The sequence below is a fragment of the Enterococcus sp. AZ067 genome (genome assembly GCF_051715005.1).
GTDB lineage: Bacteria > Bacillota > Bacilli > Lactobacillales > Enterococcaceae > Enterococcus_D > Enterococcus_D casseliflavus.
The window spans coordinates 2,268,701-2,290,604 of sequence record NZ_JBIOSY010000001.1; the positions used below are offsets into that span (position 1 = coordinate 2,268,701).

Below are 21,904 nucleotides of genomic sequence, written 5' to 3' on the forward strand. Positions count from 1 at the left end.
GATATCTAAATAGTTTGAAACTTACTAAACACAAAATTCAACCACTCTGCTCCGAGCTATCAATTTCCTAATGTCTTTGAAAAAAATTCCACTTACTCTCTTAACTAAGTGTCCAGTTTTTATTGACAACTCCAAATTTCTTCAATCCATAAAAGTCAAACTTTTGGGGTGACCACACGATAAAGCTGAACGAAAAATTGTAGCTACTTTTCCAATGGGTGTATGAAAACCATGTGACTGGCTCGCTGACTGAGAAACTTTTCCTACAGCTATCGAATGGGTATGATACTCAACAAAAAGAATGTCTAAAACTGATTACAAGGCTGGAAAAAGAAATAGATCAACAGGAATAACAGACTATACAGGTGAAGGAATTTATCTCTAAGTATAAGCAGTTTTCTGAACGGGTCGAATTGATGCCTGCTCTTCTCAACCATGTTGTTAGCAAGATGGTTGTAGAAGCACCGAAAAGAGCAGGTAGATTCTTCGCATTGCTATGCTCTTGTTGGGATATTACCGCCAATGAAGCGCTCAAGTTCTGCTTCCTATATTGGTATATTACGGCTGCCTTTTTGGGAGTCTTTTTTTAGCGTACCATTGTTTGCATTTGATCAGAAAAGTCGGCTTTGATTTCAATAAAACTTTTAAAGGTTTGCAGAAACTGAAACAGCTGAGCGCGATTTTCAAACTCTGCTCTTGTTTGGGGCAATGGCTTTTGTCGATAATCTTCATAAAGCGCAGCAATTTTTGCCAAGATCTCTTTCCCATCGTTATTTTCGTGAAAGGACTCGGCAGTAAAGGATAGCAACTCTTGAAACGCATTTGTATAGGCTTCTTCTACCCAAAACAACTGCAATAAGTCAACCATTTCTAAGAGTAAGCGTGCCTGACTTTGGCGCATGGTAAAGTACTCTTCATAATAGGAGGCTTCTCCTCGCCATTGATTTTCACTATGCACCATTGCTTGTTGTTTGCCTTGCTTGATATCCCCCAAAAGCGTTTGGCAGACCTGGGGAAGCGTCGCCTTTTCTTTTTCAGTTAAGGCAATCGACATGTCTTTTAAAAGACTTTTAAACGATTCTTCCACTAATTGCTGTCTTTCTTTCAATGCTCGTTCGCCATCTGGCATATATAAATTGAACAAAAGTGCAAAGCCAATGCCAATACTCATCAATAAAAAAGCATTCCCAATCAGTGGCCAAGCAAACGAACGTTCCATCATATAATGGGTCACCAAGACAGAATTGACGACGATCCCATCGGTCAAATTGAAATAGACAGCGGTTGGGATAAAGAGAAAGAGAAAAAGAACAAATCCTATCGGCCCAAAGCCTAATAAATGGAAGCTGACAAAAGCTAAGAGCGTTGCGATCGCCAAAGAGATCAAACGCCCGATTCCCGTAAAAAGTGACGTTTTCTTTGTATTACCGACGCTTAAAATGGCGATGATCCCTGCGGCTGGCGCATACAAAAGACCGATCTGTTGTGCCAGAAACATTGATAAACCAGCAGCAATCGCCGTTTTCACGGTCCTCATTCCGATTTTCATTTTTGTCACCTCCTGTGAAAAGTATACTAAATTGTGAGGAATAAGACTAGAATTTCTCAACTGCTTTGGGTATGATTAAGTAAAGGGGGCATTTGACCATGAAACTGGGGCGTTTTCGCTTAGGTATGCGAACGATAAAAACAGCCATCGCTGTCATGCTTTGTATTCTGCTCTTTCATTTTCTTGATCGTGGCCAACCATTGATTGCTGCCTTGTCGGCTGTGTTCTCTTTGCGACAAGACCTGACCACAACGATCTCTTTTGGTAAGTCACGGGTATTAGGAAATACGATCGGCGGCGGTACAGCCATTTTTTACTTTTTGACGAAGCAATATTTTCAAAATGACTTTCTGATCGAATTGTTTGTCTTACCAGCGCTAGTCATTTTTGTCATCGTTTTTTCAGATGGCATCAATAACAATTCTGGCATTATCTCTGCTATTGCGACGATGCTTTTGATCACTTCCAGTGTCCCTCAAGGGGAATCGATCATCTTCGCCTTAGACCGTGTATTGGACACCTTTATCGGCACGTTAGTTGCCCTATCGATCAATTTCGTCATTCGACCACCTGAGGAAGAGAAAAAGGATGAAATCCAAGAAGATCTGGTGGTGCTGAGGCAAAAAGAGCTTGAACTAAAAGCCATGCTAGAAGAAGTCCAAGGTGAGATTTCCGAACAAGAAAAACAAGAAAAATAAAAACAGCCTTTTTCCAGAATCATTCTGAGAAAAGGCTGTTTTTGTTACTCATTGGCTTTCAGTGCATCGATCATATTGACATGTTTCAGTTTGAAATACATTGCGATCCCTACCACGCTTGAAAATAAGCAGGTCAATCCAGCGGCATACACATAGCTCATTGGTTCGACTGTCGGTGAAAACATGGCGATATCGACTTCGATGGTCTGTAAGACAAATTGATGCTGAAGCACCCCTAATAATAAACCAAATGCAATGCCGAAGATCGTCAGAAAGATATTTTCACGAAAGACGTACATGGTCACTTCTCGATCATAAAAGCCCAATACTTTGATGGTCGACAACTCGCGAATGCGTTCCGCTATATTGATGTTGTTCAAGTTGTACAACACGATAAAGGCTAATGCCCCCGCAGACGAGATCAAGATCCAGATGACGATGTTCAAGGTTGCTGTCGTGTCATCTAAGGCATCCGCTGAAGCTGAGAGGAAGGAAACATTGATGACATTGTCTTGTGCCATCAAATCAGCCGCGATCGCTTCTTCCTCCGATTTCGTCAAACGCTGACTGAATTTCAATAACTCACTGTTGTAAGAAGGGGCGGCCTGAAAGATCTTTTGATACGCATCTGGGGTCAAATAAGCAAAATGCCCTGTGTAGTTTTCTGCGATTGCAGCCACATTCAGTTCAAATGCTTCGCCGCTTTCATTCGTCAACGTTATCGTATCACCCACCGATAATCCAAACAACTTAGCAAGCTTTTCATTGATGATGGCACCCTCTCCTTCTAGCTCGTAAGCTTCTCCTGAAACCCGATCATTCAAGTGGACAAATTTCGATAAAGCCGCAGGATCTTCTGGCACGGTGACGGTTACTTCTTGCTGCGTGACCCCCGATTGAGCCAACGTCAGACTTTCCGTATGCAAGAATAACCCTGCTTCAAAGCCTTCAATATCTTCTGCGGCGGCTTTTGTTTCACTCATTGCTTCCGAATCCTCATCATCAAAGGTGATCACCGCCTGATACTGCCAGATTTTCTCAAACTGTAAAGGAATGATATTGCTGATAGAATCTCTTAGACCAAATCCAGTCAAGATCATGGAGGTACATCCCGCGATCCCTAAGATGGTCATGAGCATTCTGGACTTGTAGCGAAACAGGTTTCGCATTGTAACTTTTTGAATAAAACTTAAGTGCCGCCATATAACGGTGATTCTTTCTAAGAGAATTCGTTTTCCTGTTTTGGGTGCCTTTGGTCGTAACAATGAAGCCGATGACTGTCTTAAATCAAAACGTAAAACCAACAACGCGATACCGATGGTGCAAAGCAAGCTGACTCCCACAGCAATCAATGAAAGCCGCAAATACCATGGGGTGTCATACTCCGTGAGATTGTAAAGCGGTCCATAAGCTTGAATGATGATTGCTGGAAAAAAGGAAAAGCCGACTGCTAGACCCAATACAGCACCTGTGATGCCTGCTGCAGAGGAATAAAGCAAAAATTTCTGTCCAATCTCCCAGTTACGATAGCCTAATGCTTTCAATGTACCGATCTCACTACGTTTTTCATCGATCATCCGCGTCATGGTGGTTAGACTGACTAACGCTGCAATCAAAAAGAAGATAACTGGGAAAATCGTTGCTAACGAAGAAACCCGTTCCGCATTGTCTTGGTACTCTGAATAACCAGGATTCGCATCGCGGTTCGCGACACGATAAACTGCCGGTTTTAGCTCCAATAATTCCTGCTCTTTTTCAGCAACTTCTTTTTTGGCATCTTCAAGTTTTTCGCGTTCTTTTGGTGCTCTTTCTTTAAATTCGTCAAGCTTTTCTTGAAGGGTTGCTTCGTTTTCTCGATATTCTTGCCAACCAGCAGCTAATAAAGACTGACCCTTGGCTTTTTCAGAGGCTAAGGTCTCACGAGCGTCGCTCAGCTGCGTCTCTCCTTGGGTGATCTGGGTCTGCGCTTGTGCCAATTCTGGGCGCCCAGCTCTGATTTGGCTCCAGCCAGCATTGACTTGCTGTTGTGCCTGCTGAAGTTGCGCTTCTTGGTCATTGATCGCAGCCATTTGCCCAAGTAATTGCGCACGTTGTTGCTCACCTTCGGCAATGAGTGGACGCAATGTATCTTCAGCTGCCGTCAGCATAGTAGCAATCATCGTTTCATCGATTTCCTCCAGATCAGGAATCGGACCAAGGACATCTGTCGGCAGGTTCAACTGTGCCAGAGCGGCGGTTACTTGTGCATAGACGGTAGGCAGCTGGGCCATTTGCTCCTCTGCAGAAAGTTGACCCACACTTCTGATTTGATCCATGCCTTGGTATGCCAGCGCCAGTTGCTCCTCTACCTGCTGGATGCCCTTTTGTAGTTCAGGTCTTTGTGCCAAAACGGGTGCCAACTGAGCTTGGGCTGACTGTACTTGGGCTTCTTGCTGAATCAATGCTTGTTCATTTTGATCTAGCAGGCGTTGATTTTCGATCAATGCCTGTTTCCCCTCAGCTAATTTTTGCGCTTCTCCATTCAATTGCTCTTGGGCAGTTTGAATCTCTGTCTGAAAAGCTGCTTCTTGTTCCGTCAACTCCTGATGCGCCTGCGCCAATTTCTCTGTTGCGTCGTCAAGTTCCGCTTGCGCTTGCTGCAATGCCTCTTCGCCATCACGGATCTGTTCTTTGGCCTCATCAATGGCTGGTTGCGCTTCATCGATCAACTCTTGCCGCCGACCTTGTGCCCGCGGAGCCAACCGTTCTTCTACTTCATCACTTACTTGATCCCTTTTTGTCTGATATGCTTCTGAATAGCTAGCCACTTGCGATAGCTCATCAAAACGAACTAACAATCTAGCATACGCAGTTTCTTTAAAATCTTCTTCTGGAATTACTGCAAAGTAATCAACCGTCCCATTCCCAACGGTACTATTGCCTCGATGAAAATTCTCAATAAATTCGGGACTATTGACAAAGCCAACGATCGTATAAGTGTGCGTTTCTAGCTGGTTTTCACCGCTTTCTGGCAGTTCAAAAGTTTCATCTAGTGCAAACCCACCGCTGCTTTGTGCCGCTTGATCCAAAGCAATTTCCCCTGACTTTTGTGGCAATCGACCAGAAGTCACCTGATATTGATTGACTTGCCGCTCTTTCGAAAGGGAAAAGACACGGATCACGGCACGGTGATTTTCGGCATTGATATCGGCGATCTGCTCTGCTTCAACAGACGTGACACCAGGCATTTCTTCAATGATTTCCCGATCGGCAGTCGACAACCCTAATGTTGACGCAATCGTAAAGTCCGCTAATTTCTGGCGAGCAAAATAATCTTCAGCTGCTTGTTCCATATTCGGACCAGTTGCACTGATCCCCACAAAAAAAGCGACCCCTAAAAAGATAATGCCTAATATGGACAAAAACCGCCCGGGTGCTTGCCTGATTTCACGTAAACTGGAACGTAATAATGTTTTTTTCATAGGCATTTACCAAGAAATAGAGGCAATTGGAATCGGATGAGTATTTTTTTCCATCTTGCGGACCTTTGCATCATTGATATGGATCACACGATCAGCCATGGGAGCCAATGCGCTGTTATGTGTGATGATCAAAACGGTCGTCCCAGTCTCGCGAGCCGTTTTTTCTAGAATTGCTAGAATCTGTTTCCCCGTTTCATAGTCAAGTGCCCCAGTTGGTTCATCACAAAGCAGCAATTTGGGCTTCTTCGCAATAGCACGAGCGATCGTGACTCGCTGCTGCTCGCCACCAGACAATTGCGCTGGAAAGTGATCCAAGCGATCACCAAGCCCAACTTGGGTCAAGATCTCAGCTGCATCAAGTGCCTCTGGCACGATTTGTGCTGAGAGTTCAACGTTTTCTCTGGCTGTCAAATTAGGGACCAAATTATAAAACTGAAAGACAAAACCGACATCTTTGCGGCGATAGGTCGTCAATTGTTTGGCATCAAAGCCAGCAATATCTGTTCCATCAACGATCACTTTGCCACTATCACATTGATCCATTCCACCTAATATGTTCAAAACGGTGGACTTACCAGCGCCACTAGGACCAAGGATCAGTGCGATCTCTCCTTTTTCTACGGAAAACGAAACACCATCATTAGCAGCAATGACCGTGTCGCCCATTGTGTATTTCTTCACTTCTTTCACAACTTCGATATAACTCATTATGTTCCTCCAAGAATTCCAGCGCCGCATGCGCTTTCTCGCTTAATAGTGTATCATACTTATTCCTGCGAAAGAAACAGCAAAAAAGCAGCTTATTTTATCAAATTAAAAAATCTGAGACAAAATGATGCTCATTCTGTCCCAGAATCGATTTTACACTTCCATCTAATTTGATTGACAAAGAACAAAAACCAATCATTGTGCTTGGTCGGCAATTCTTCGCTGGGTTTCTTCCCAAAGTTTTTGCGCTTGCTGCCGCTCATCAAGGATCTCCGTCGGCACTGCCTGACGATCGACAAAGTAGCGCCCGCTAATGCCAGCCACCTCGGGGCTTAGTGCCAAATATATCGCTGTATCAGACCCTTCCTCAGGTGTTTTGAAAAAAGGCGTGAGCATTTTGTAGACAGATTGACCAAATCCTGTCTGTCGGCTGACCCCTAAGCTCGTCGCCACAGCTCCTGGATGCAATGCATTGGCAGTAACGGTCGTATTGCGCAGTTGAAACGCAAGCGCATCTGTAAATAAAATCAGGGCTTTTTTTGAGCGGCCATATTCCCGCCAAGGCAAAAAATTCGCCACATCGAAAAAGCGCTGATCCTTTTTCTTTACAAATTTGTAAGCACCAGAAGCAACATTAACGATCCTACCAGCATCCGCACGTTTTATTAACGGCAATAACTGACGGGTCAGTTCAAAATGCCCCACGTAGTTTACGCCCAGCATTTGTTCAAATCCATCGGCTGTTCGCTCTTTTTTTAAATTGACGATGCCCGCATTATTGATCAGTACATCCAATTTCTCAAAGCGGGCGTTGATTTCAGCGGCTGACTTGCATACGCTAGCCAACGACCCCAAATCACCGATCACTAGATCGATGCTTGGATTGCCTGTCTCTTCCTTCAAACGTTGCTGTGCTGCTTGCCCTCGTTCGGCAGAACGGCAATACAAAATCACATGCATCCCCAATTCTGCCAATTGTTTGGCTGTTGCAAAGCCCATGCCAGCGTTGGCACCCGTAACTAAAATCGTCTTCAATTTGCCACCTTCCCCTTCTAAGAATACCGTTTTCTATCATCATAACTGAAAACAAAAAAATCTGCTCAAAAAACAGATCAAGAGAAGCTCTCTTCTTGTTTCTTGAAGCAGATTGTTTCATTTTATGCTTGATAACGGCAAACACCATCTAAATACGTGGCTGCTAAATTCATTTCTTGATCCAAAACAATGAAGTCAGCTGGACGACCTTGTTTGATCATACCGCAAGCGTGGTCGATCTTGCAGCTGATCGCTGGGATCAAGCTGGCCATCATGACCGCTTCTTGAGGGGTAGCGATTCCCCAGTCTACTACATTTTTCACAGCTTCTTTTAGTTTCAAAATACTGCCAGCAAGATTGCCTGTTTCCATTCGAGCCGTGCCATCTTTTACAACTACTGGAAATTCACCTAAAATGTAATCACCGTCTGGCATACCGCCAGCCATCATACAGTCGGTGATCAAGGCCACATGGTCGTGACCAGCTTTTTCCATCAAAATCTCAGCTGCTTGAGGATGTACATGGTGGCCATCACAAATCAACTCAGAAAAAACTTCTTTTAATGAAAGTAAGGCACCAACCATTCCAGGTTCACGATGGTTTAATCCGCGCATTCCGTTGAAGGCATGAACAAAGACACTGGCACCAGCTTCTACTGCTGTTTGCGCTTCTTGTAACGTTCCGTTACTATGCCCTAGTGCAACCACTACGCCTTCTTCCGTCACTTGCGAAACAAATTCCTTCACACCTTCGCGCTCAGGAGCCAAGGCGATTTTCTTGATAATTCCACCAGAAGCTTCTTGCCATTCATGGAAGGTATCAATATCAGGATCACCAAAATAGATCGGATTTTGTGCCCCTTTATGTTCTTCAGTAAAGAACGGTCCTTCAAAGTAGATCCCTTGGATCTTCGCTCCTGTAACTTCGTCTTTGACTTTCCCAACGGTTTCAGCAACATCCCGCAACCGTTCTTTGCTAGATGTTAAAGTTGTCGGTAAGAAAGATGTCACACCACAAGACAAAAGACCTTCTGACATGGCTTTGATGCCTTCTGCATCGTTATCCATCACATCATGGTTCATAAACCCGTGGATATGAGTATCCACAAGACCCGGTGCTACCCATTTGCCTGAATAATCTTCTACGTCTGCACCAGCAGGGACTTCATCGACGATCGCGCCGAATTTTCCCTCCTTGACCTCCAAGTAACCAGGGCCATGAACCGCTGATTTCAGAAAGAATTTGTCTGCGTAAATATATTTATTCATCTTGATCGCTCCTCTATTTCTTTTCTTCCTTAAAAGTACTCTTATTTGCAGCAGAAGTCAAGAAAGGTCTACACCACTTTGTCAGATTGGCGAATATCCATGACGGCACGATACAGTTGAAAACTTTTTTCAGCTGCTTTTTCTTCTTTTAGTCTTTGAAGCAATTGTCCTTTTAGTTCAAACAATTCTTCTAGAAAATATAAGCTATTTTTCTCTCTCGCTAGAGCAATGCCTTCGTTGGTTACTTTTAGCGCGCGGCAGTCTTCTTGTTGCTCTTTTAAAAAGACCGCATAGTTGTAATAAATTTTGGTCAGCGCTGTGGACAGTCGCTCTGGCGGCAAGGCATGCATGGCATCGTAGGCTTTTTCTAAGTAAAAACGCGCCTCACCCAGTTGCAGCAAATCACTATAGACACGACCCATGCAGCTCAGGATACGAATTTCCATCACCGAAACATTGGTCTTATCCTGTTGATAGGAATAGGCCAGTCCTTTTTTCAGCGCCTCAAGGGCGGCATCATAGTTTTGATCGAGGAAATAATCACAGCTGCCTAGATAGTAGTAATACATTTGCATATCTGAATCCAGATACAGATAATCCTTGATCGCCTTGTCTTCCATTTTTTCCCGCATTTCTTGAAATTGTTTATGGACAAAATGTGATTCGATTTCGGCAAAGATTTGATTGGTTTTGTTGATTTCTTCCGAATGAAGCATCATTACTTGATCTAAGGTGACGCCTAAGCGTTGGCAAATTTGATACATCACCCAGACATTGGGCAGCTCTTCGTTGTTTTCGATACGACTTAACACACTTTGCGAACAAATATCTTCCGCTAACATCTTCTGGGTCATCTTTCGTTTCAACCGAATTGAACGGATATTTTGACCAAAAGATTCATCTCTTTTTTTCATAATCGTCCTCCAGGGGGAATTCTAAAAAAATCGAACGTTTCTTGTCAAAAATGCGAATTCGCATTTTTAATTTTCTTTATTTTAGCACATAATGACAAAAAGGAAAGCAATTTCAAGAATGTCTTGTTATTTTTCCACAATTTCAAATGAGGTGTTAAGATGACGATCGACAGTACGATCTTTTTTACATGGGAAGGCAAAAAATACCAAGGGATCATCGAACGGGAATATGAAAATTCGGTCCTCGTTCAAGTGACCGATCCTAGTGCTGAAATGCTGGATAAGTTTACCAATCGGATGATTGTCAGCAAAAAAATTTGTCAACCAGTTACCGAATAAAAACATAAGCACCGCTCCCTCACGATCGCTGAAGGAGCGGTGCTTTTTCATGTACTTACTTCTGGCGATACGCTGCCAAGAATTCTGTCATTTTTTCAGCAGTCGTTTTTAAATCTTCCATATTAGGAAGGTAGACGATACGGAAATGATCGGGCTGTTGCCAATTGAACCCACCGCCGTGCACCAACAAGATATGGTGTTCATGTAAAAAGTCGAGAACAAATTGTTCATCATTGGTAATGTTAAAGCGCTGAATATCAATTTTAGGAAAAATATAAAAGGCTGCTTTCGGTTTCACTGCTGACAATCCAGGAATATCATTGATTGCCTTGTAGATAAACTCTCTTTGTTCATAGATTCGACCACCTGGCAGCAGCAGCTCATCGGAGCTTTGATAGCCGCCTAATGCAGTCTGGACGATTTGTTGCGATAAAACATTGGAACACAGCCGCATCGAAGACAACATATTCAAGCCTTCGATATAGTCTTTGACATTGGACTTATCCCCGCTGAGAACCATCCAGCCAACGCGGAAGCCTGCCACTCGGTGAGACTTAGACAAACCGCCTAGCGTCACAACGAAGCGATCTGGTGCTAGTGTAGCAATCGGTACATGGACATAATCATCCATGACTAAACGGTCATAGATCTCATCGGAGAAAATGATCAAGTCATGCTCACGAGCAACCTCGACGATTTGTTGCAAAACTTCTTTCGGATAAACGGCGCCAGTGGGATTATTTGGATTAATAATGACGATGGCCTTCGTCTTGCTGGTTACTTTGGCTTTGATATCCTCGATATCAGGATTCCAATCTGCTTGTTCATCACAAATATAATGGACGGGTTTTCCGCCAGCTAATGAGATCGAAGCAGTCCACAAAGGATAGTCTGGCATCGGCACGAGCACTTCGTCCCCATTGTTACATAACCCTTGCATACACATCGTGATCAGCTCGGAAACACCATTACCTGTGTAAATATCATTGATGGTCACATCAGGAAATTTTTGTAATTGATAATATTGCTCGATCGCTTTACGGGCCGAGAAAATCCCTTTTGAATCAGAATAGCCTTCCGACTCTCGCACATTCATGATTAAATCTCTAACGATTTCATTTGGGGCTTCAAAGCCAAAGGGCGCGGGATTCCCAGTATTTAATTTTAAGATACTGATGCCTTCTTCTTGCATCCGATCAGCTTCTTCTAAAACAGGGCCGCGTACATCATAACTGACCCCTTCAAGTTTTGACGACTTTGAAAATTTCTTCATATTCCATTTCTCCTTTAACCATAGGTCAACGTCAGGTTATTGGTTCTCGTCGTTGATCTCTTTTCAGATTGAACCTATTATAGCAAAAAAATTTTAACTGTGGCGAAAATTTTTCACCTCTCGGTCGAGAGGGCTTGCCCTGCGTTCATCCACTGAATTTGGTTCATTCAGGAATTTTCAGGAAAATACTTCAAGTACAATTCATTTAACGCCAAATGCCCCACCGAAAAATCAGTGATTCCTGCTGCGATAAAACGTTGCGGCAGCTGCGGATCGCTGATTTCTACTAGATAGATTCGCCCTTGTAGATCGATAGTCACTGTCGTTAACTCTGGAAAAGCCACCAAGAAATCCGCCGAGTCCGTCTTTACATACAACGGTTCATTGCCCAACGACTTGCGGCCAAGGTATTCGTGAATGATCTTACCGTCTTTTAAAAACAAGACCCGATCCGCGTAAGAATCTAAATTCGTCAGAATATGCGAAGCGATCACGATCGCTTTCTTTTGCTCCCGCAAGGCTTTCAACACATTAGAGATCAATTCGACATTTGTCGGATCTAAGCCATTCATCACCTCATCCATCAGCATGTATGGCGTATCTGTCACGATCTGCATCGCAAAACACAGACGTTGCCGCATCCCCAGCGAATAGGTTCCCACTGGGCGTTTGATATAATCGCTCATTCGCAAACGAGCAATCGTTTCTTCCACCAAGCGTTCCTCTGAACGCCACATTCGCTGATACAGTTTCAGATGCTCGAGTCCGCTTAAATCATTGTACAAATCATTTTGGTCAGGAAAAAATGAAATTTGTTGATGCGCTGCCACTTCTGATTTTTTGGTCACATATACTTGACTGCCGTTTAAAAATACTGCGCCTTCATTCGGCTGGATGAAATTCATCGCCACATTCAGTAGCGTGGATTTCCCAGTACCGTTAGGGGCGACTAACCCGACGATCTCCCCGGGAGAAAAAGCAACGGAAAGTTGATCCAATACTTTTCTCGTATACGTGACAGTCACATTTTTCAGTTCTAACATATCGTTCCTCCTATGCCAAATGAAATTTTTTGCGTTGGATCGTCAAAAAGAAACACAATTCGATCAGAAGCCAAACCCCGCCTAATAAAAGTAAGCCTTTTTCCATCGTAAATCCTGCAGAACCAAAGTAAAAGCGTGTCCAGCCTGAAAGGACTTGTCCCACATTTTGATACAGATAGACATACAGCGTTTTATCAAGGTAGGCACTAAACCAGCGCCGTTGGAAAAGAAAGGGCGAAAGCAAACAAAAACCAGCCACAAGCAGATTAATCAGCTCTGAGCGAAACAGGGCACTGAACAGCAAGATGCCGCGACAATAAAGAAACTGCAAGAAAAGCGTTGCAAGAAAACATTGACTTAAAAAAAGACCGATGGCTTGTGTTTCAAAAGCATTGAAATCTGTGATCGGGTAGCGGGCATCAAAGGACGATGATAAAATCGTGACTGGCAGTTCCAAGGAACCAAAGCCGAATTGAATACCAGAGCCAAACCAGATAAAGAACATGGTTCCTAGCGTTGCGATTGCAGAACCAACCATCAACGCTGCCGTTTTACTCCAAAGGATCTCTTCTGCCGATAATGGCAGTGAAAGAAACAGGGATTTATGTCTTCGTTCTTTTGGTAAACAATCGATCGCCAAAAATAAAGAAACAGCAATTAATAGAATCGGTAAATATTCAGTAAAGCTTCGCTGTAATGCTTGCACCCCCGTTTTTTGCTCCATGACTGCTTGAGAGAGTTTGCTATTGGGCAGCTGGCTAAAAGCTTCCATCAGTTTTGCGGTTGATGCATAGCCAAAGCGCCCGTCATACCCAGCATAGTAATTTCGAAACGTGTAATAATCAGGGGTATAAAAAATATTTCGTTCATCGGTAAATTGCAAAGCGAGATGGTACCAAGTACTTGTGCTTTGTGCGTATGCTTGCCAGTCTTTCTCGGCTAGCGCGTCGAGCCGTTGTTTTTCTGCTTCATTCCATGGGGTAAACATTTCGACTGCCATGAATGCCGACCAATGGTCAGAGGGATTGGCTGCTTGTTGATCAAGAAAATCTTGTCGCACGGTATAGCGTTGTTGCATTTCTGTTTTATCTACTCGTTCAATCGGGCGAAAGTCTCTTTGCCAAAAACTGTAAACGCCGCTGTAGATCAGCAGCAAGCAAAAAAGGCCGATGGTTTTCTTGCTTTTTAACAGCTGGCGTAATTCAAAGAAAAAATAGTCTTTCATCCTTTACCTCCTCTCAACAAGCGATTCTGTTTATCCGCAACAAGCATGATGCTTAAAAAAAGGAAGATCCACACTAGCGTCAGCAGCCAACTGGCATAGACGCCCCAAGAAGTGCCAGAGCCCAAAGCAAAGGCACCCGAATAAAATTTCTCCAGAGCAGCTAGATGAACTGGTAATATAGGGATCTTTTGCAGCATCGGAATCAAGCCGAATCCATAAAAAAGCACCAGTAAAAAGAAAGAGACGTATCGATTGGCTGCGACCATGTTCATGACAAAACCTAAGCATTCGATCAAACCAATCAGCAAGGCAAAAGAAGCCATACTAGATAAAACGCTCTGCCAAAAAGGTAAGGCTGCCCAATCCCCACTGAGATAGACGGCTACTGGATACTGCCAATCCCCGAACTCCCCCAGAAGGCTCATTGAAAGAAAGACGCCTAAGAAAAACACGAGCAAGATTCCTAAATTGGTGATCGTTTTGACAAAAACCTTACTGACCATCCGAATCGGAAAAATTTGTGGGTATGAGCGGATCAAGGAGAAGTGTTCTCTTTCTTCTAATAAATTGTCACTAGCAAAAAAAGCCCAGAAGAAGAACCCAAAATTCAGTAAAAACGTTATTGCCAAAGCGACAGCCGTCTGGGTATTGGCAGCCGTGAGAACCGGATCTTTTTCTTGCTCGGCTAAGGCTTGATAGACCGTTTGCTCTTGTTCGATCGACCACATCGGCGGTAAAAAGGCTTTGTCATCAACTGAAGACGCCCAAATCTGCTTTTTTAGCTCCGCCATTTGAATACTCGTTTGATTAAATCGTTCATATTCCTCCATAATCAAGTCGGACAGCTGCCGTGAGGTCAGAGTATTGTTATCAAGTAATAGCTGATATACCTCTTGCTCATCCGGTGAACCAGATTGATTGGCTTGGTAGCGATCAACAAGCCGTGAAGCCTCCGCTTTTTCTGCGGTAATGGTAGCGGGCAAGTTGACAGGTTCCATTAGTTTCAAATAAATGGAAAAACAGCAGCCTAAACTAAAGGCCCCAATGAGCAGGAAGATGAATGTTTTCTGCTTAACAGCTTTTGCCAGTTGGTTTTTAAAATAGTTCATTTGCTCTCCTCTCAAAAAAATAATTATTCATTCTTTTAGCATACCTTTTATAGAAAAAAATGCAATCTAAAGTCTGAAAATTCTTTCAAATAGCATTTGGAAAAGTTATTGACAAACCTGCTGAAAATCAGGTAAGATATTTTCTAGACGCGGCGTGACAGAACTACCTCAGCCTGCGTTTCCTTCTATAGTATTTGCGGAAATGACGGAATGGCAGACGTGCAAGATTGAGGGTCTTGTGAGCAATCGCTCGTGTGGGTTCAAATCCCATTTTCCGCATCCTTACAGCTTCCCCATTGTGGGAAGCTTTTTTTTGTTTGCACAAAAGATCCCCCCTTGGTGATCCTTCAATGAATTCCCTCGATCGCTTTGATCTTGAGTACCTACTCCTCAAAAGTTGAGAGTAACCTTCCTTTCCCCAAAGATAAAAAATCCAATAAAAATCCTTTTATCGTTGCATTTAGTGATATTTTTCATATAAAATGAATAATATAACGACTATTCATAAAATTTAGTTCAATGTTCCGTCTTTTCTTATTAGCGTATCAGAAACAATTGCTTGAATGAACTTGTGATGGAAATCTTTTCAACATTTTTTCCATTCACCTGCCCTCCTCCTTCCCCCAGATGAACCAACCTCTGCCGACCGTTTTCTCAGTTACTTTCGATAGAAAGAAGGAGTCTAATGAAAAAAAGAATACTGATCACCCTATTGTCATTCGTTATTTTGCTTATCGGCTGCACGAAGGCAGATGAAGAACTGTCAGAGACCGTTGCGCTTGGCATCGACGCACGACTGGAATATACAAACCAGTCTGGAACGGGTTGGGCCTATTATCAACCAGCGACCTTAGAATTGCTGATTGCAGGCAGCCAAGCCGAACTGGCTATTTTGGAAGAACTTGATTCTTCCGACGAAGACCTTCAGCAATTGATCAGCCACACGATTGATTTGATGGCAACCGCTGAACGAGCGTTAGTGGAGCGTCGGATCGATGTCCCTGCTTGGTTTGCCGCTCGCATTGGTTATAGCCAGGCTCTGGCTGCGATTCATGAACGGAGCCCTATCATTCTCAGTAATCAAGACAACCTCAACAGTCTACTAGAGGTAGCAAACGAAACGATTCCTGAAGCCGATCCGCGGGAAAAGCTGGGGCTTTTGGCAGACGATATCGAGCAGCTTCAGCAGCTCACAGAAGATGCGCTTACTCTTCATCGCACAATCGAACTTGACGATGGACTCACTGCCACTGTTTACCACACAAGCGAAACGAATGTTGACGTCTTCGTTTTTGCGATGCCCGATGAGGAGTACGCATCTGGGTTTACTGTTCTGAATCGGGAAACTGCCGACGAGCAAAAAGCTGCTTTCTATGAAACGATTTTACGAGCGCTCGCCGTAAATATTCCTCGTGAATCAATGATGTTTATGAATCGATTCGATCAATCTTCTGATGAACATCAGCTGGCGGTGATGACCTATGGCTTTGATCATGACATTGATCAAGACATGATCACTACCGTGTATCAACAGCTTCAAGAAGCAAACGCCAAACAAGAAGCAGCTACGGCTTTGCAGCAAGAGCAAAACAAGGACGAACAAACTCAGACCGAGAATGAAGGATCTTCAGAACAAAGACGAGCGATCGCTCGTGCCGAATCCTATACGAACCTCATGGCTTTCTCACGTGCACGATTGATACAACAATTAGAATTTGAAGGGTTTACCCATAATGATGCACAATGGGCAGTTGATCAGCTCACGATTGATTGGAACGAGCAGGCGTTGAAGAAAGCAAATAGTTACCATTCCTTGATGAGTCTTCCTCCAGACAACATTCGCCGGTTATTGACTTTTGAAGACTTTTCAGAAGAACAAATCGACTACGCGATGACAAACATAGGTAACTAAAAACTAGCGAAAAAAGGGTTTCGCGATGCCCATATGCTGTTGTAGTGACCTCAAAAAGTTAGGTTTTTTGGTCTAACTTTGGGGGCTCAGTTGATGTCCCTTGTATTGTGGCTATGTTTATACCCAAGAAAGAGCTCGATCTAATGCGTTCATTCGTACAAATTGGCGAGGTTTACTAGAGTCTCACGAGGAGGAGAAAAATGAAAAAACAAGTTTTGTTGCCTTTATTACTAATACTGTCCCTGATTTCAGGATGTGGGACGATAAATTCAGCAAGCCCTGAGGAACTTTCTGAGCGCATCGGTGCAGCTTTAGATGCTGGTTGGGAACATACCTATCATGCAGAAAATCTTACTTATGATTTAAGTATTGAAAATCTCGAACTGATGATTCGAGGCAAAGAAGCAGAATTGGCCTTTCTAGACCAGGTCAATAGCAACTCAAAACACAAGGCGGCATTCATTGAAAACACGGAAACAATGATCGCACTCGCTCAAGAAGCGATCGAAGCTCGCTATCTGGATATGCCGAGTTGGGTTGCCGCTCGCAATGGCCGTATCGAAGCCTTACTTGCCATCCATGAAGAGAGCCCGATCATCGTCAGTAGACGAGCAAAATTGCAAGAATTATTCAACGAATACGAAGAGGATTTAGCACTAGTGACCGCTGGAGCAAACAATCCTCTTGCCGATGAAGAAGGAATTAATGAAGATACACGAGAAAAGCTTGGTTTGACACCTGATACACTTGAACACTTACACCAACAAAGCGATGACCAAGAAATCAAGTGGCAGAGTGCTATTGATTTGGCGAACGGTGTGACCATGAATGTCTTTTCAACAAAACATGAGCCAGTGGGGATTCTCACATTTACGAATGCTGGTGAGACCTACCCTTCCGCAATCACTTTGTTTAATGGACAAACGACGGAAATCGTTCCCGAGATAATGACTCCTTACGAAGCCGTTTCCGCTTATTTTTACGAAATTGCCGATGCTGTTTATGAAACGATTCCAGTCGGTTATCGATTTCTGGTTGAATCACTATGGCTTGAACTGGAAAACGACAATCGTTTTCAATTCAGAACCTACGTGTTTGATAACGAAGTGACCGAGGAAACGATTTTAGCAGGGTTTCATCTCGCCCCGACTGTAGCAGCACGCTATGAGCGCGAAAACAATGCGACAGAACGAGAACGTGAAGCCTTTTTCCTCGTTAGAGCGCAAGGAAATCGTCGCTTTTATTCAAAACAAGAGATGGCAGAACTGTTAGAAACAGAAGGTTTTACTGCGGAGGAAACACAATGGGCACTAGAAACCCTAGATGTAGATTGGTATCGCCATGCTTTAGGACGCGCCAATCAATCCCGTCGGGTGCTAGGGATCCGTCAAAGAAATATGGCTGCTCATCTTGAAGGGAACGGCTTCTCACCTGATGAGATCGAATTTGCGATTGAAAACATGGAAAATTAATCTGTAGGGGACGAGACCCCATTTCCCATTTTGTCTTAGCTTAAACAAAAAACCGACCAATCTTCCTGTTTAAGATTGGTCGGTTTCTTTATTTTTTGGTTTTGATTGGTACCATGGCTTTGCGCCGATGCTGCTTCATTATTGCTTGAAGACCATAGACACCAACTCCGATAATTCCTGCAAAAGCCGAAAAAGCAATAAAAATCACAGGAGACGCCCCACTTTCTATTAATTGTTTCCCTTGGACAAAGAAAAATAAGCCCATGCTGATCAATAATGCTAGAAATAGTGATTGTCCCGCCCCGTTTTTTTTCATGCTTGCTCTCCTTTTACTTGATTATAGGTTATTCTCTCATTTCATGAATGAAAAAACCTCCATCTTAAGGCTGATTCTTTCTTTCGATGATCAGATTGATCCCATTCGGATCAGTCAAATGCAAGCGGCTGTCTGTTTCTAACTCATACGAAACGCCTCTTGCCTTGAGATGACTTCGTAACGTAGAAAAAGCCAAAGCTGGCAAAACGATCGTAAAGTACGCTAAGCCTAGATCCAGTTCTTCCATAGCTGGAACATTTCTTCCCATCCAAATATTCGATCCGATATGGTGATGATACGAACCAGCAGCAAAAAACTTTGCTTGGCTACCAAAATCTGAGGTCAAACGCATGCCTAAAACTTCTGTGTAGAATTCTTCTGTTTTTGCCAAGTCCGCCACTTTCAAATGGACATGCCCCACCGTGGTGCCAACTGGAAAGGTCGTTTGAGATCGGTCAGCGGCTCCCAGCACGCCTTGCGCGTCCATTTCGATCGTAACGCCTACGATCTCACCATCTGCTCGAATATCCCATTCACTCTTCGGTTTGTCACGATACACTTCGATCCCATTTCCTTCTGGATCGCTCAGGTATAACGCTTCACTATATCCATGATCGCTGGCACCATCCAGGGGAGCTTTGGCTTCCAAATAATGAATCAGCATATTTCCTAGGTCTTTACGGCTAGGCAAAAGAAACGCCGTATGGAAAAGGCCTGTTTTCCGTGTCAAAGGCAACGGATCACTCACCTTCTCTAGAACTAAAAGCGCTTGCGCTCCCACGCCTAATCGCGCGTGATCTACACTTTGCTCCAATAAAGTCAGGCCGATCACGTCCGAATAAAACTGGCTCATTTTTTCTATGTTTGCTACTTTTAAAACGACTTTGCCAATTGCGGCTGCTGCATCGATTTGATAGGTGGATTGAATCATTTTCATCGCTATTTCCTCTTTTCTAAACAGTTAAATTCACTTGTACCTTTAAGTATAACACTAACTTTTAGTAAGTAAATAAATCTGCTTGTTGAGGAAAGGACTCCGTGATCTTCCGTGATTCCTAGAAACAAAGCATTTCCTCATCAGTCACAATCAAAGACAACTCGCTCACTTTTTCAGTGCTTCAATCAGTGAAATGGCTGGCTGCATCGCTTCTTCGGTCGTCCCTTCTAACACAACATAACAATATGGCTTGTATTCAGCGGTGATGGCCAATAGTTGTTGATAATCAATCATTCCTTCTCCCAATGGGACTACCTTGATTTTCCCATCGATTACTTGATAGTCTTTCAAGTGCAAGCAAACGATGGCATCGCCAAAGCGGGAAAAAGCTTCCCTTGTCAAAGCGACTTGCTCTTGATAGTTCTTCGCAGTAATCAGATTGGTTGGATCAAAGATGATCCCTAAATAGTCAGAGGGTACCCGTTCCAGCAATTCTTGGATTCGGTCGATCGATGATAGTGGATGATTCAAGCCCGCTTCAATTCCTAGCATCACTTGATGTCTCTTAGCCACTTGGACCAAACGCTTGATCACCTGAACCAAATCATCGAAAACGACGTCACTAAAATTTTCCTCGGTATACCCCATATTTGGCAAAACCGAACCAGTTTCACTTGCGACCATAGCTGCATCAAAATATTTGGCATGTGCGAGATAGGTCTCGAATCTGGATAAAATCGCTTCCCGTTTTTCCAGATCAGGATGGATCAGATTACAATAACAACTTAATAAAGCGACCTGAACGTGAGATTGACCAAAAACTCGTTTGAAAAAGCGGCCTAAACCAGGGCTTAATTGCTCTGGCTCTGCCCATTGTGGGAAGGATTTATTTAATGCAAATTGAATGTTATGAATGTTTTGGGCGGCAATTTTTTGCGCTAATTCTTCTGGGGACCCATAATTCTTTAAATCATGCCCCCGAACAGTTAGTTGAAACATAGCTTCTCCTTTCTTCACTGCTTTTGAAGCAAAAAGAAGACCAAGCAGCGAATCACTTCAACTGGTCTTGGTCTTCAAATCATTCAACAGTAGCGGCTCCTCACTTCATCTATTTCTTCTCAATAGATGATCAGAACCTTTTGTGACCTTTATTGTTGTGAACGATAGTCTTCCGTGAACTCGTCAATGATTTGCTGTCCACCATTTCTTAAGAAGGTTTCGATCGCTGTATCAAACCCATCGATCTCGATTTCCCCAGTCATATATTGGTAGTAAGCGTCTGAGATTCCTTCAATCAAGCTTGACCATGAACGATCATAGGTTTCAGAGGTCAGCGATTGTGCAGGATTGATCACCGCAAACTCTTCATTTTCGCGAATCTTTTCATTGGCTAAGTTGACATATGGGTTGCTTGAAGGGAAAACTGTTACTAATTCTGATGGACGAGACGAAGAAAATGGTTGTACTTCTTGTTGCCACTTCGTATCATCTAAACGGACATAGACACCCTCATCATCAATTTCATAATGGACCCCTTCGATCCCTTGCGTCATCAACGTAAACGGCTCTTCGTCCATCAAATCATTGATAAATTTCAAAACAACACGTAAGTCTTCTTCGGTTTCAACATTGTTTTTCGGAATGGCTAACCAGCCGCCCATTCCACCATTGGTATCAGAAAGGATGCGACGTTCCACATTTTCATGGACGATATCATTGATCAAGACCCATTCCATATGCTCTTCATCAGTACCAGCTGCATCATCAATGTAGTTACGTACTTCTTGCAAACCACTCAATACGATCCCACCACGACCTTGAACGATATAATTCTTCTGATCATTTTTCGCCATTACCGCAAAATCAGAATTCATCCAACCGTTATCATAGATATTACGGAACCATTCCATTGCTTCTTTGTATTCTGGTTGCATAAAGGATGGCATCACTTCATCATCATCCGTGATCGTAAACCAATTGTCTGCACCAAAGTAACCTGAAAGTGAACGGAACCCAACGTTAAAGGACTCATCACGCTCTACGAAACCAACCGTATCATCCGCACCGTTTCCATCTGGATCATCTTCCGTAAAGGCTTGGGCGACAGCTGCTAATTCTTCTAATGTCGACGGCACGTCCAAGCCTAAATTATCCAACCAATCTTTTCTGACAAGGACGCCATAACGCGCGATCGGTTTTAAAAACGGAACGCCGTAGATTCGACCATCAATTCGAGAAGACTCTAACCGATCTTCGGAAATTTCTGCCAAATTCGGGAACTCTTCTAAATAGGGTTCCACATCCCAGAACATTCCAGATGCGAGTGAGCTGCGGACGGTTGTGTTATTGATTTCTGTCAGGCTAACGATATCTGCTAAAGAATTCGACGCCAATGCTGCATTCAAGCGTTCTGTTTTTGAAGCATCTGGCACCCACGTAAAGTCGATCTCGACCCCTGTGTATTCTTCTAGCTTTTGCGTGACATCTCCAGATGGTGGGGAAGCAGTATGTAGCATCGCCATCCAAGAAATACTTGATTTCCCTTCGCTTTCTGGTCCTTCAGGTGAACCTCCACCATCGCCGCAGCCTGCTAAAAACAGTCCAGCACATAATAATAAACTTGCAACTTTCAACTTTTTCATTTG

Annotated in this window: 18 protein-coding genes and 1 tRNA gene; 5 read left to right on the forward strand and 14 right to left on the reverse strand. The window is 43.4% G+C overall.

What is annotated here, in order from left to right; all coding sequences use genetic code 11:
- Positions 1 to 586: 586 nt before the first annotated feature.
- Entirely contained in the window at positions 587 to 1,549 is a 963-nt protein-coding gene (locus tag IGI82_RS10785) for an aromatic acid exporter family protein (protein ID WP_438842201.1), read from the reverse strand.
- Between the two features lie 98 nt (positions 1,550 to 1,647).
- Between IGI82_RS10785 and IGI82_RS10790 the strand changes: the two genes are divergently transcribed.
- Positions 1,648 to 2,247 (forward strand): FUSC family protein, encoded by a 600-nt coding sequence (locus tag IGI82_RS10790; protein WP_005231932.1) that lies wholly within the window; start codon positions 1,648 to 1,650, stop codon positions 2,245 to 2,247.
- A 44-nt stretch (positions 2,248 to 2,291) separates the two neighbouring features.
- Here the strand turns inward: IGI82_RS10790 and IGI82_RS10795 are convergent, their stop codons facing one another.
- From IGI82_RS10795 to IGI82_RS10815, 5 genes are all read right to left on the reverse strand, one after another.
- Complete coding sequence (locus IGI82_RS10795; protein WP_438842202.1) at positions 2,292 to 5,714, reverse strand: FtsX-like permease family protein; 3,423 nt, start codon at positions 5,712 to 5,714, stop codon at positions 2,292 to 2,294.
- Positions 5,715 to 6,416, reverse strand: a complete 702-nt coding sequence (locus IGI82_RS10800) for an ABC transporter ATP-binding protein (RefSeq protein WP_015509898.1) — start codon at positions 6,414 to 6,416, stop codon at positions 5,715 to 5,717.
- A gap of 195 nt (positions 6,417 to 6,611) precedes the next feature.
- On the reverse strand, positions 6,612 to 7,451 hold the full coding sequence (locus tag IGI82_RS10805) for an SDR family oxidoreductase (protein WP_225001087.1): 840 nt from the start codon (positions 7,449 to 7,451) through the stop codon (positions 6,612 to 6,614).
- A gap of 122 nt (positions 7,452 to 7,573) precedes the next feature.
- Positions 7,574 to 8,719 (reverse strand): N-acetylglucosamine-6-phosphate deacetylase, encoded by a 1,146-nt coding sequence (gene nagA, locus IGI82_RS10810; RefSeq protein ID WP_275854880.1) that lies wholly within the window; start codon positions 8,717 to 8,719, stop codon positions 7,574 to 7,576.
- Positions 8,720 to 8,787: 68 nt separating this feature from the next.
- On the reverse strand, positions 8,788 to 9,633 hold the full coding sequence (locus IGI82_RS10815) for a helix-turn-helix domain-containing protein (protein WP_015509901.1): 846 nt from the start codon (positions 9,631 to 9,633) through the stop codon (positions 8,788 to 8,790).
- Between the two features lie 159 nt (positions 9,634 to 9,792).
- On the opposite strand from IGI82_RS10815, the gene IGI82_RS10820 reads away from it, so the two are divergent.
- Positions 9,793 to 9,972: a hypothetical protein gene (locus tag IGI82_RS10820; protein ID WP_005229977.1), complete on the forward strand. Its 180-nt coding sequence runs from the start codon at positions 9,793 to 9,795 to the stop codon at positions 9,970 to 9,972.
- 55 nt (positions 9,973 to 10,027) lie between these two features.
- On the opposite strand, the gene IGI82_RS10825 is transcribed toward IGI82_RS10820, so the two are convergent.
- The 4 genes from IGI82_RS10825 to IGI82_RS10840 all read right to left on the reverse strand — a co-directional run bounded on the left by IGI82_RS10825 (position 10,028) and on the right by IGI82_RS10840 (position 14,622).
- On the reverse strand, positions 10,028 to 11,245 hold the full coding sequence (locus IGI82_RS10825) for a pyridoxal phosphate-dependent aminotransferase (protein ID WP_005229975.1): 1,218 nt from the start codon (positions 11,243 to 11,245) through the stop codon (positions 10,028 to 10,030).
- Positions 11,246 to 11,412: 167 nt separating this feature from the next.
- Positions 11,413 to 12,288 carry an ABC transporter ATP-binding protein gene (locus tag IGI82_RS10830; RefSeq protein ID WP_438842203.1) on the reverse strand — a complete coding sequence of 292 codons (876 nt, stop codon included), beginning with the start codon at positions 12,286 to 12,288 and terminating at the stop codon, positions 11,413 to 11,415.
- Positions 12,289 to 12,298: 10 nt separating this feature from the next.
- Positions 12,299 to 13,513, reverse strand: a complete 1,215-nt coding sequence (locus tag IGI82_RS10835; RefSeq protein ID WP_325845038.1) for an ABC transporter permease — start codon at positions 13,511 to 13,513, stop codon at positions 12,299 to 12,301.
- On the reverse strand, positions 13,510 to 14,622 hold the full coding sequence (locus tag IGI82_RS10840; protein ID WP_438842204.1) for a hypothetical protein: 1,113 nt from the start codon (positions 14,620 to 14,622) through the stop codon (positions 13,510 to 13,512). Before IGI82_RS10840 ends, IGI82_RS10835 begins: the two co-directional genes overlap by 4 nt.
- A 196-nt stretch (positions 14,623 to 14,818) precedes the next feature.
- Between IGI82_RS10840 and IGI82_RS10845 the strand changes: the two genes are divergently transcribed.
- The 3 genes from IGI82_RS10845 to IGI82_RS10855 all read left to right on the forward strand — a co-directional run bounded on the left by IGI82_RS10845 (position 14,819) and on the right by IGI82_RS10855 (position 18,006).
- Positions 14,819 to 14,901 (forward strand) — tRNA-Leu (locus IGI82_RS10845).
- Between the two features lie 406 nt (positions 14,902 to 15,307).
- The gene (locus tag IGI82_RS10850; protein ID WP_438842205.1) at positions 15,308 to 16,534 is read left to right on the forward strand and encodes an Ltp family lipoprotein; all 1,227 of its coding nucleotides are present in this window, start codon (positions 15,308 to 15,310) and stop codon (positions 16,532 to 16,534) included.
- A gap of 200 nt (positions 16,535 to 16,734) precedes the next feature.
- Positions 16,735 to 18,006: a hypothetical protein gene (locus tag IGI82_RS10855; RefSeq protein ID WP_438842206.1), complete on the forward strand. Its 1,272-nt coding sequence runs from the start codon at positions 16,735 to 16,737 to the stop codon at positions 18,004 to 18,006.
- Positions 18,007 to 18,094: 88 nt separating this feature from the next.
- Here the strand turns inward: IGI82_RS10855 and IGI82_RS10860 are convergent, their stop codons facing one another.
- The 4 genes from IGI82_RS10860 to IGI82_RS10875 all read right to left on the reverse strand — a co-directional run bounded on the left by IGI82_RS10860 (position 18,095) and on the right by IGI82_RS10875 (position 21,901).
- Positions 18,095 to 18,322 (reverse strand): hypothetical protein, encoded by a 228-nt coding sequence (locus IGI82_RS10860; RefSeq protein ID WP_005229963.1) that lies wholly within the window; start codon positions 18,320 to 18,322, stop codon positions 18,095 to 18,097.
- Between the two features lie 64 nt (positions 18,323 to 18,386).
- A complete protein-coding gene (locus IGI82_RS10865; RefSeq protein ID WP_438842207.1) occupies positions 18,387 to 19,259 on the reverse strand; it encodes a VOC family protein in 873 nt (290 codons plus the stop codon).
- 165 nt (positions 19,260 to 19,424) lie between these two features.
- Positions 19,425 to 20,258: a sugar phosphate isomerase/epimerase family protein gene (locus IGI82_RS10870; protein ID WP_156235906.1), complete on the reverse strand. Its 834-nt coding sequence runs from the start codon at positions 20,256 to 20,258 to the stop codon at positions 19,425 to 19,427.
- A 149-nt stretch (positions 20,259 to 20,407) separates the two neighbouring features.
- Complete coding sequence (locus tag IGI82_RS10875) at positions 20,408 to 21,901, reverse strand: extracellular solute-binding protein (protein ID WP_015509909.1); 1,494 nt, start codon at positions 21,899 to 21,901, stop codon at positions 20,408 to 20,410.
- Positions 21,902 to 21,904: the final 3 nt, after the last annotated feature.

Bases quoted from the DNA above. Each gene is read 5' to 3' on its own strand.
- IGI82_RS10785 (WP_438842201.1), bottom strand. From the start codon at position 1,549: ATGAAAATCGGAATGAGGACCGTGAAAACGGCGATTGCTGCTGGTTTA.
- IGI82_RS10790 (WP_005231932.1), top strand. From the start codon at position 1,648: ATGAAACTGGGGCGTTTTCGCTTAGGTATGCGAACGATAAAAACAGCC.
- IGI82_RS10795 (WP_438842202.1), bottom strand. From the start codon at position 5,714: ATGCCTATGAAAAAAACATTATTACGTTCCAGTTTACGTGAAATCAGG.
- IGI82_RS10800 (WP_015509898.1), bottom strand. From the start codon at position 6,416: ATGAGTTATATCGAAGTTGTGAAAGAAGTGAAGAAATACACAATGGGC.
- nagA (WP_275854880.1), bottom strand. From the start codon at position 8,719: ATGAATAAATATATTTACGCAGACAAATTCTTTCTGAAATCAGCGGTT.
- IGI82_RS10815 (WP_015509901.1), bottom strand. From the start codon at position 9,633: ATGAAAAAAAGAGATGAATCTTTTGGTCAAAATATCCGTTCAATTCGG.
- IGI82_RS10820 (WP_005229977.1), top strand. From the start codon at position 9,793: ATGACGATCGACAGTACGATCTTTTTTACATGGGAAGGCAAAAAATAC.
- IGI82_RS10825 (WP_005229975.1), bottom strand. From the start codon at position 11,245: ATGAAGAAATTTTCAAAGTCGTCAAAACTTGAAGGGGTCAGTTATGAT.
- IGI82_RS10830 (WP_438842203.1), bottom strand. From the start codon at position 12,288: ATGTTAGAACTGAAAAATGTGACTGTCACGTATACGAGAAAAGTATTG.
- IGI82_RS10835 (WP_325845038.1), bottom strand. From the start codon at position 13,513: ATGAAAGACTATTTTTTCTTTGAATTACGCCAGCTGTTAAAAAGCAAG.
- IGI82_RS10840 (WP_438842204.1), bottom strand. From the start codon at position 14,622: ATGAACTATTTTAAAAACCAACTGGCAAAAGCTGTTAAGCAGAAAACA.
- IGI82_RS10850 (WP_438842205.1), top strand. From the start codon at position 15,308: ATGAAAAAAAGAATACTGATCACCCTATTGTCATTCGTTATTTTGCTT.
- IGI82_RS10855 (WP_438842206.1), top strand. From the start codon at position 16,735: ATGAAAAAACAAGTTTTGTTGCCTTTATTACTAATACTGTCCCTGATT.
- IGI82_RS10860 (WP_005229963.1), bottom strand. From the start codon at position 18,322: ATGAAAAAAAACGGGGCGGGACAATCACTATTTCTAGCATTATTGATC.
- IGI82_RS10865 (WP_438842207.1), bottom strand. From the start codon at position 19,259: ATGAAAATGATTCAATCCACCTATCAAATCGATGCAGCAGCCGCAATT.
- IGI82_RS10870 (WP_156235906.1), bottom strand. From the start codon at position 20,258: ATGTTTCAACTAACTGTTCGGGGGCATGATTTAAAGAATTATGGGTCC.
- IGI82_RS10875 (WP_015509909.1), bottom strand. From the start codon at position 21,901: ATGAAAAAGTTGAAAGTTGCAAGTTTATTATTATGTGCTGGACTGTTT.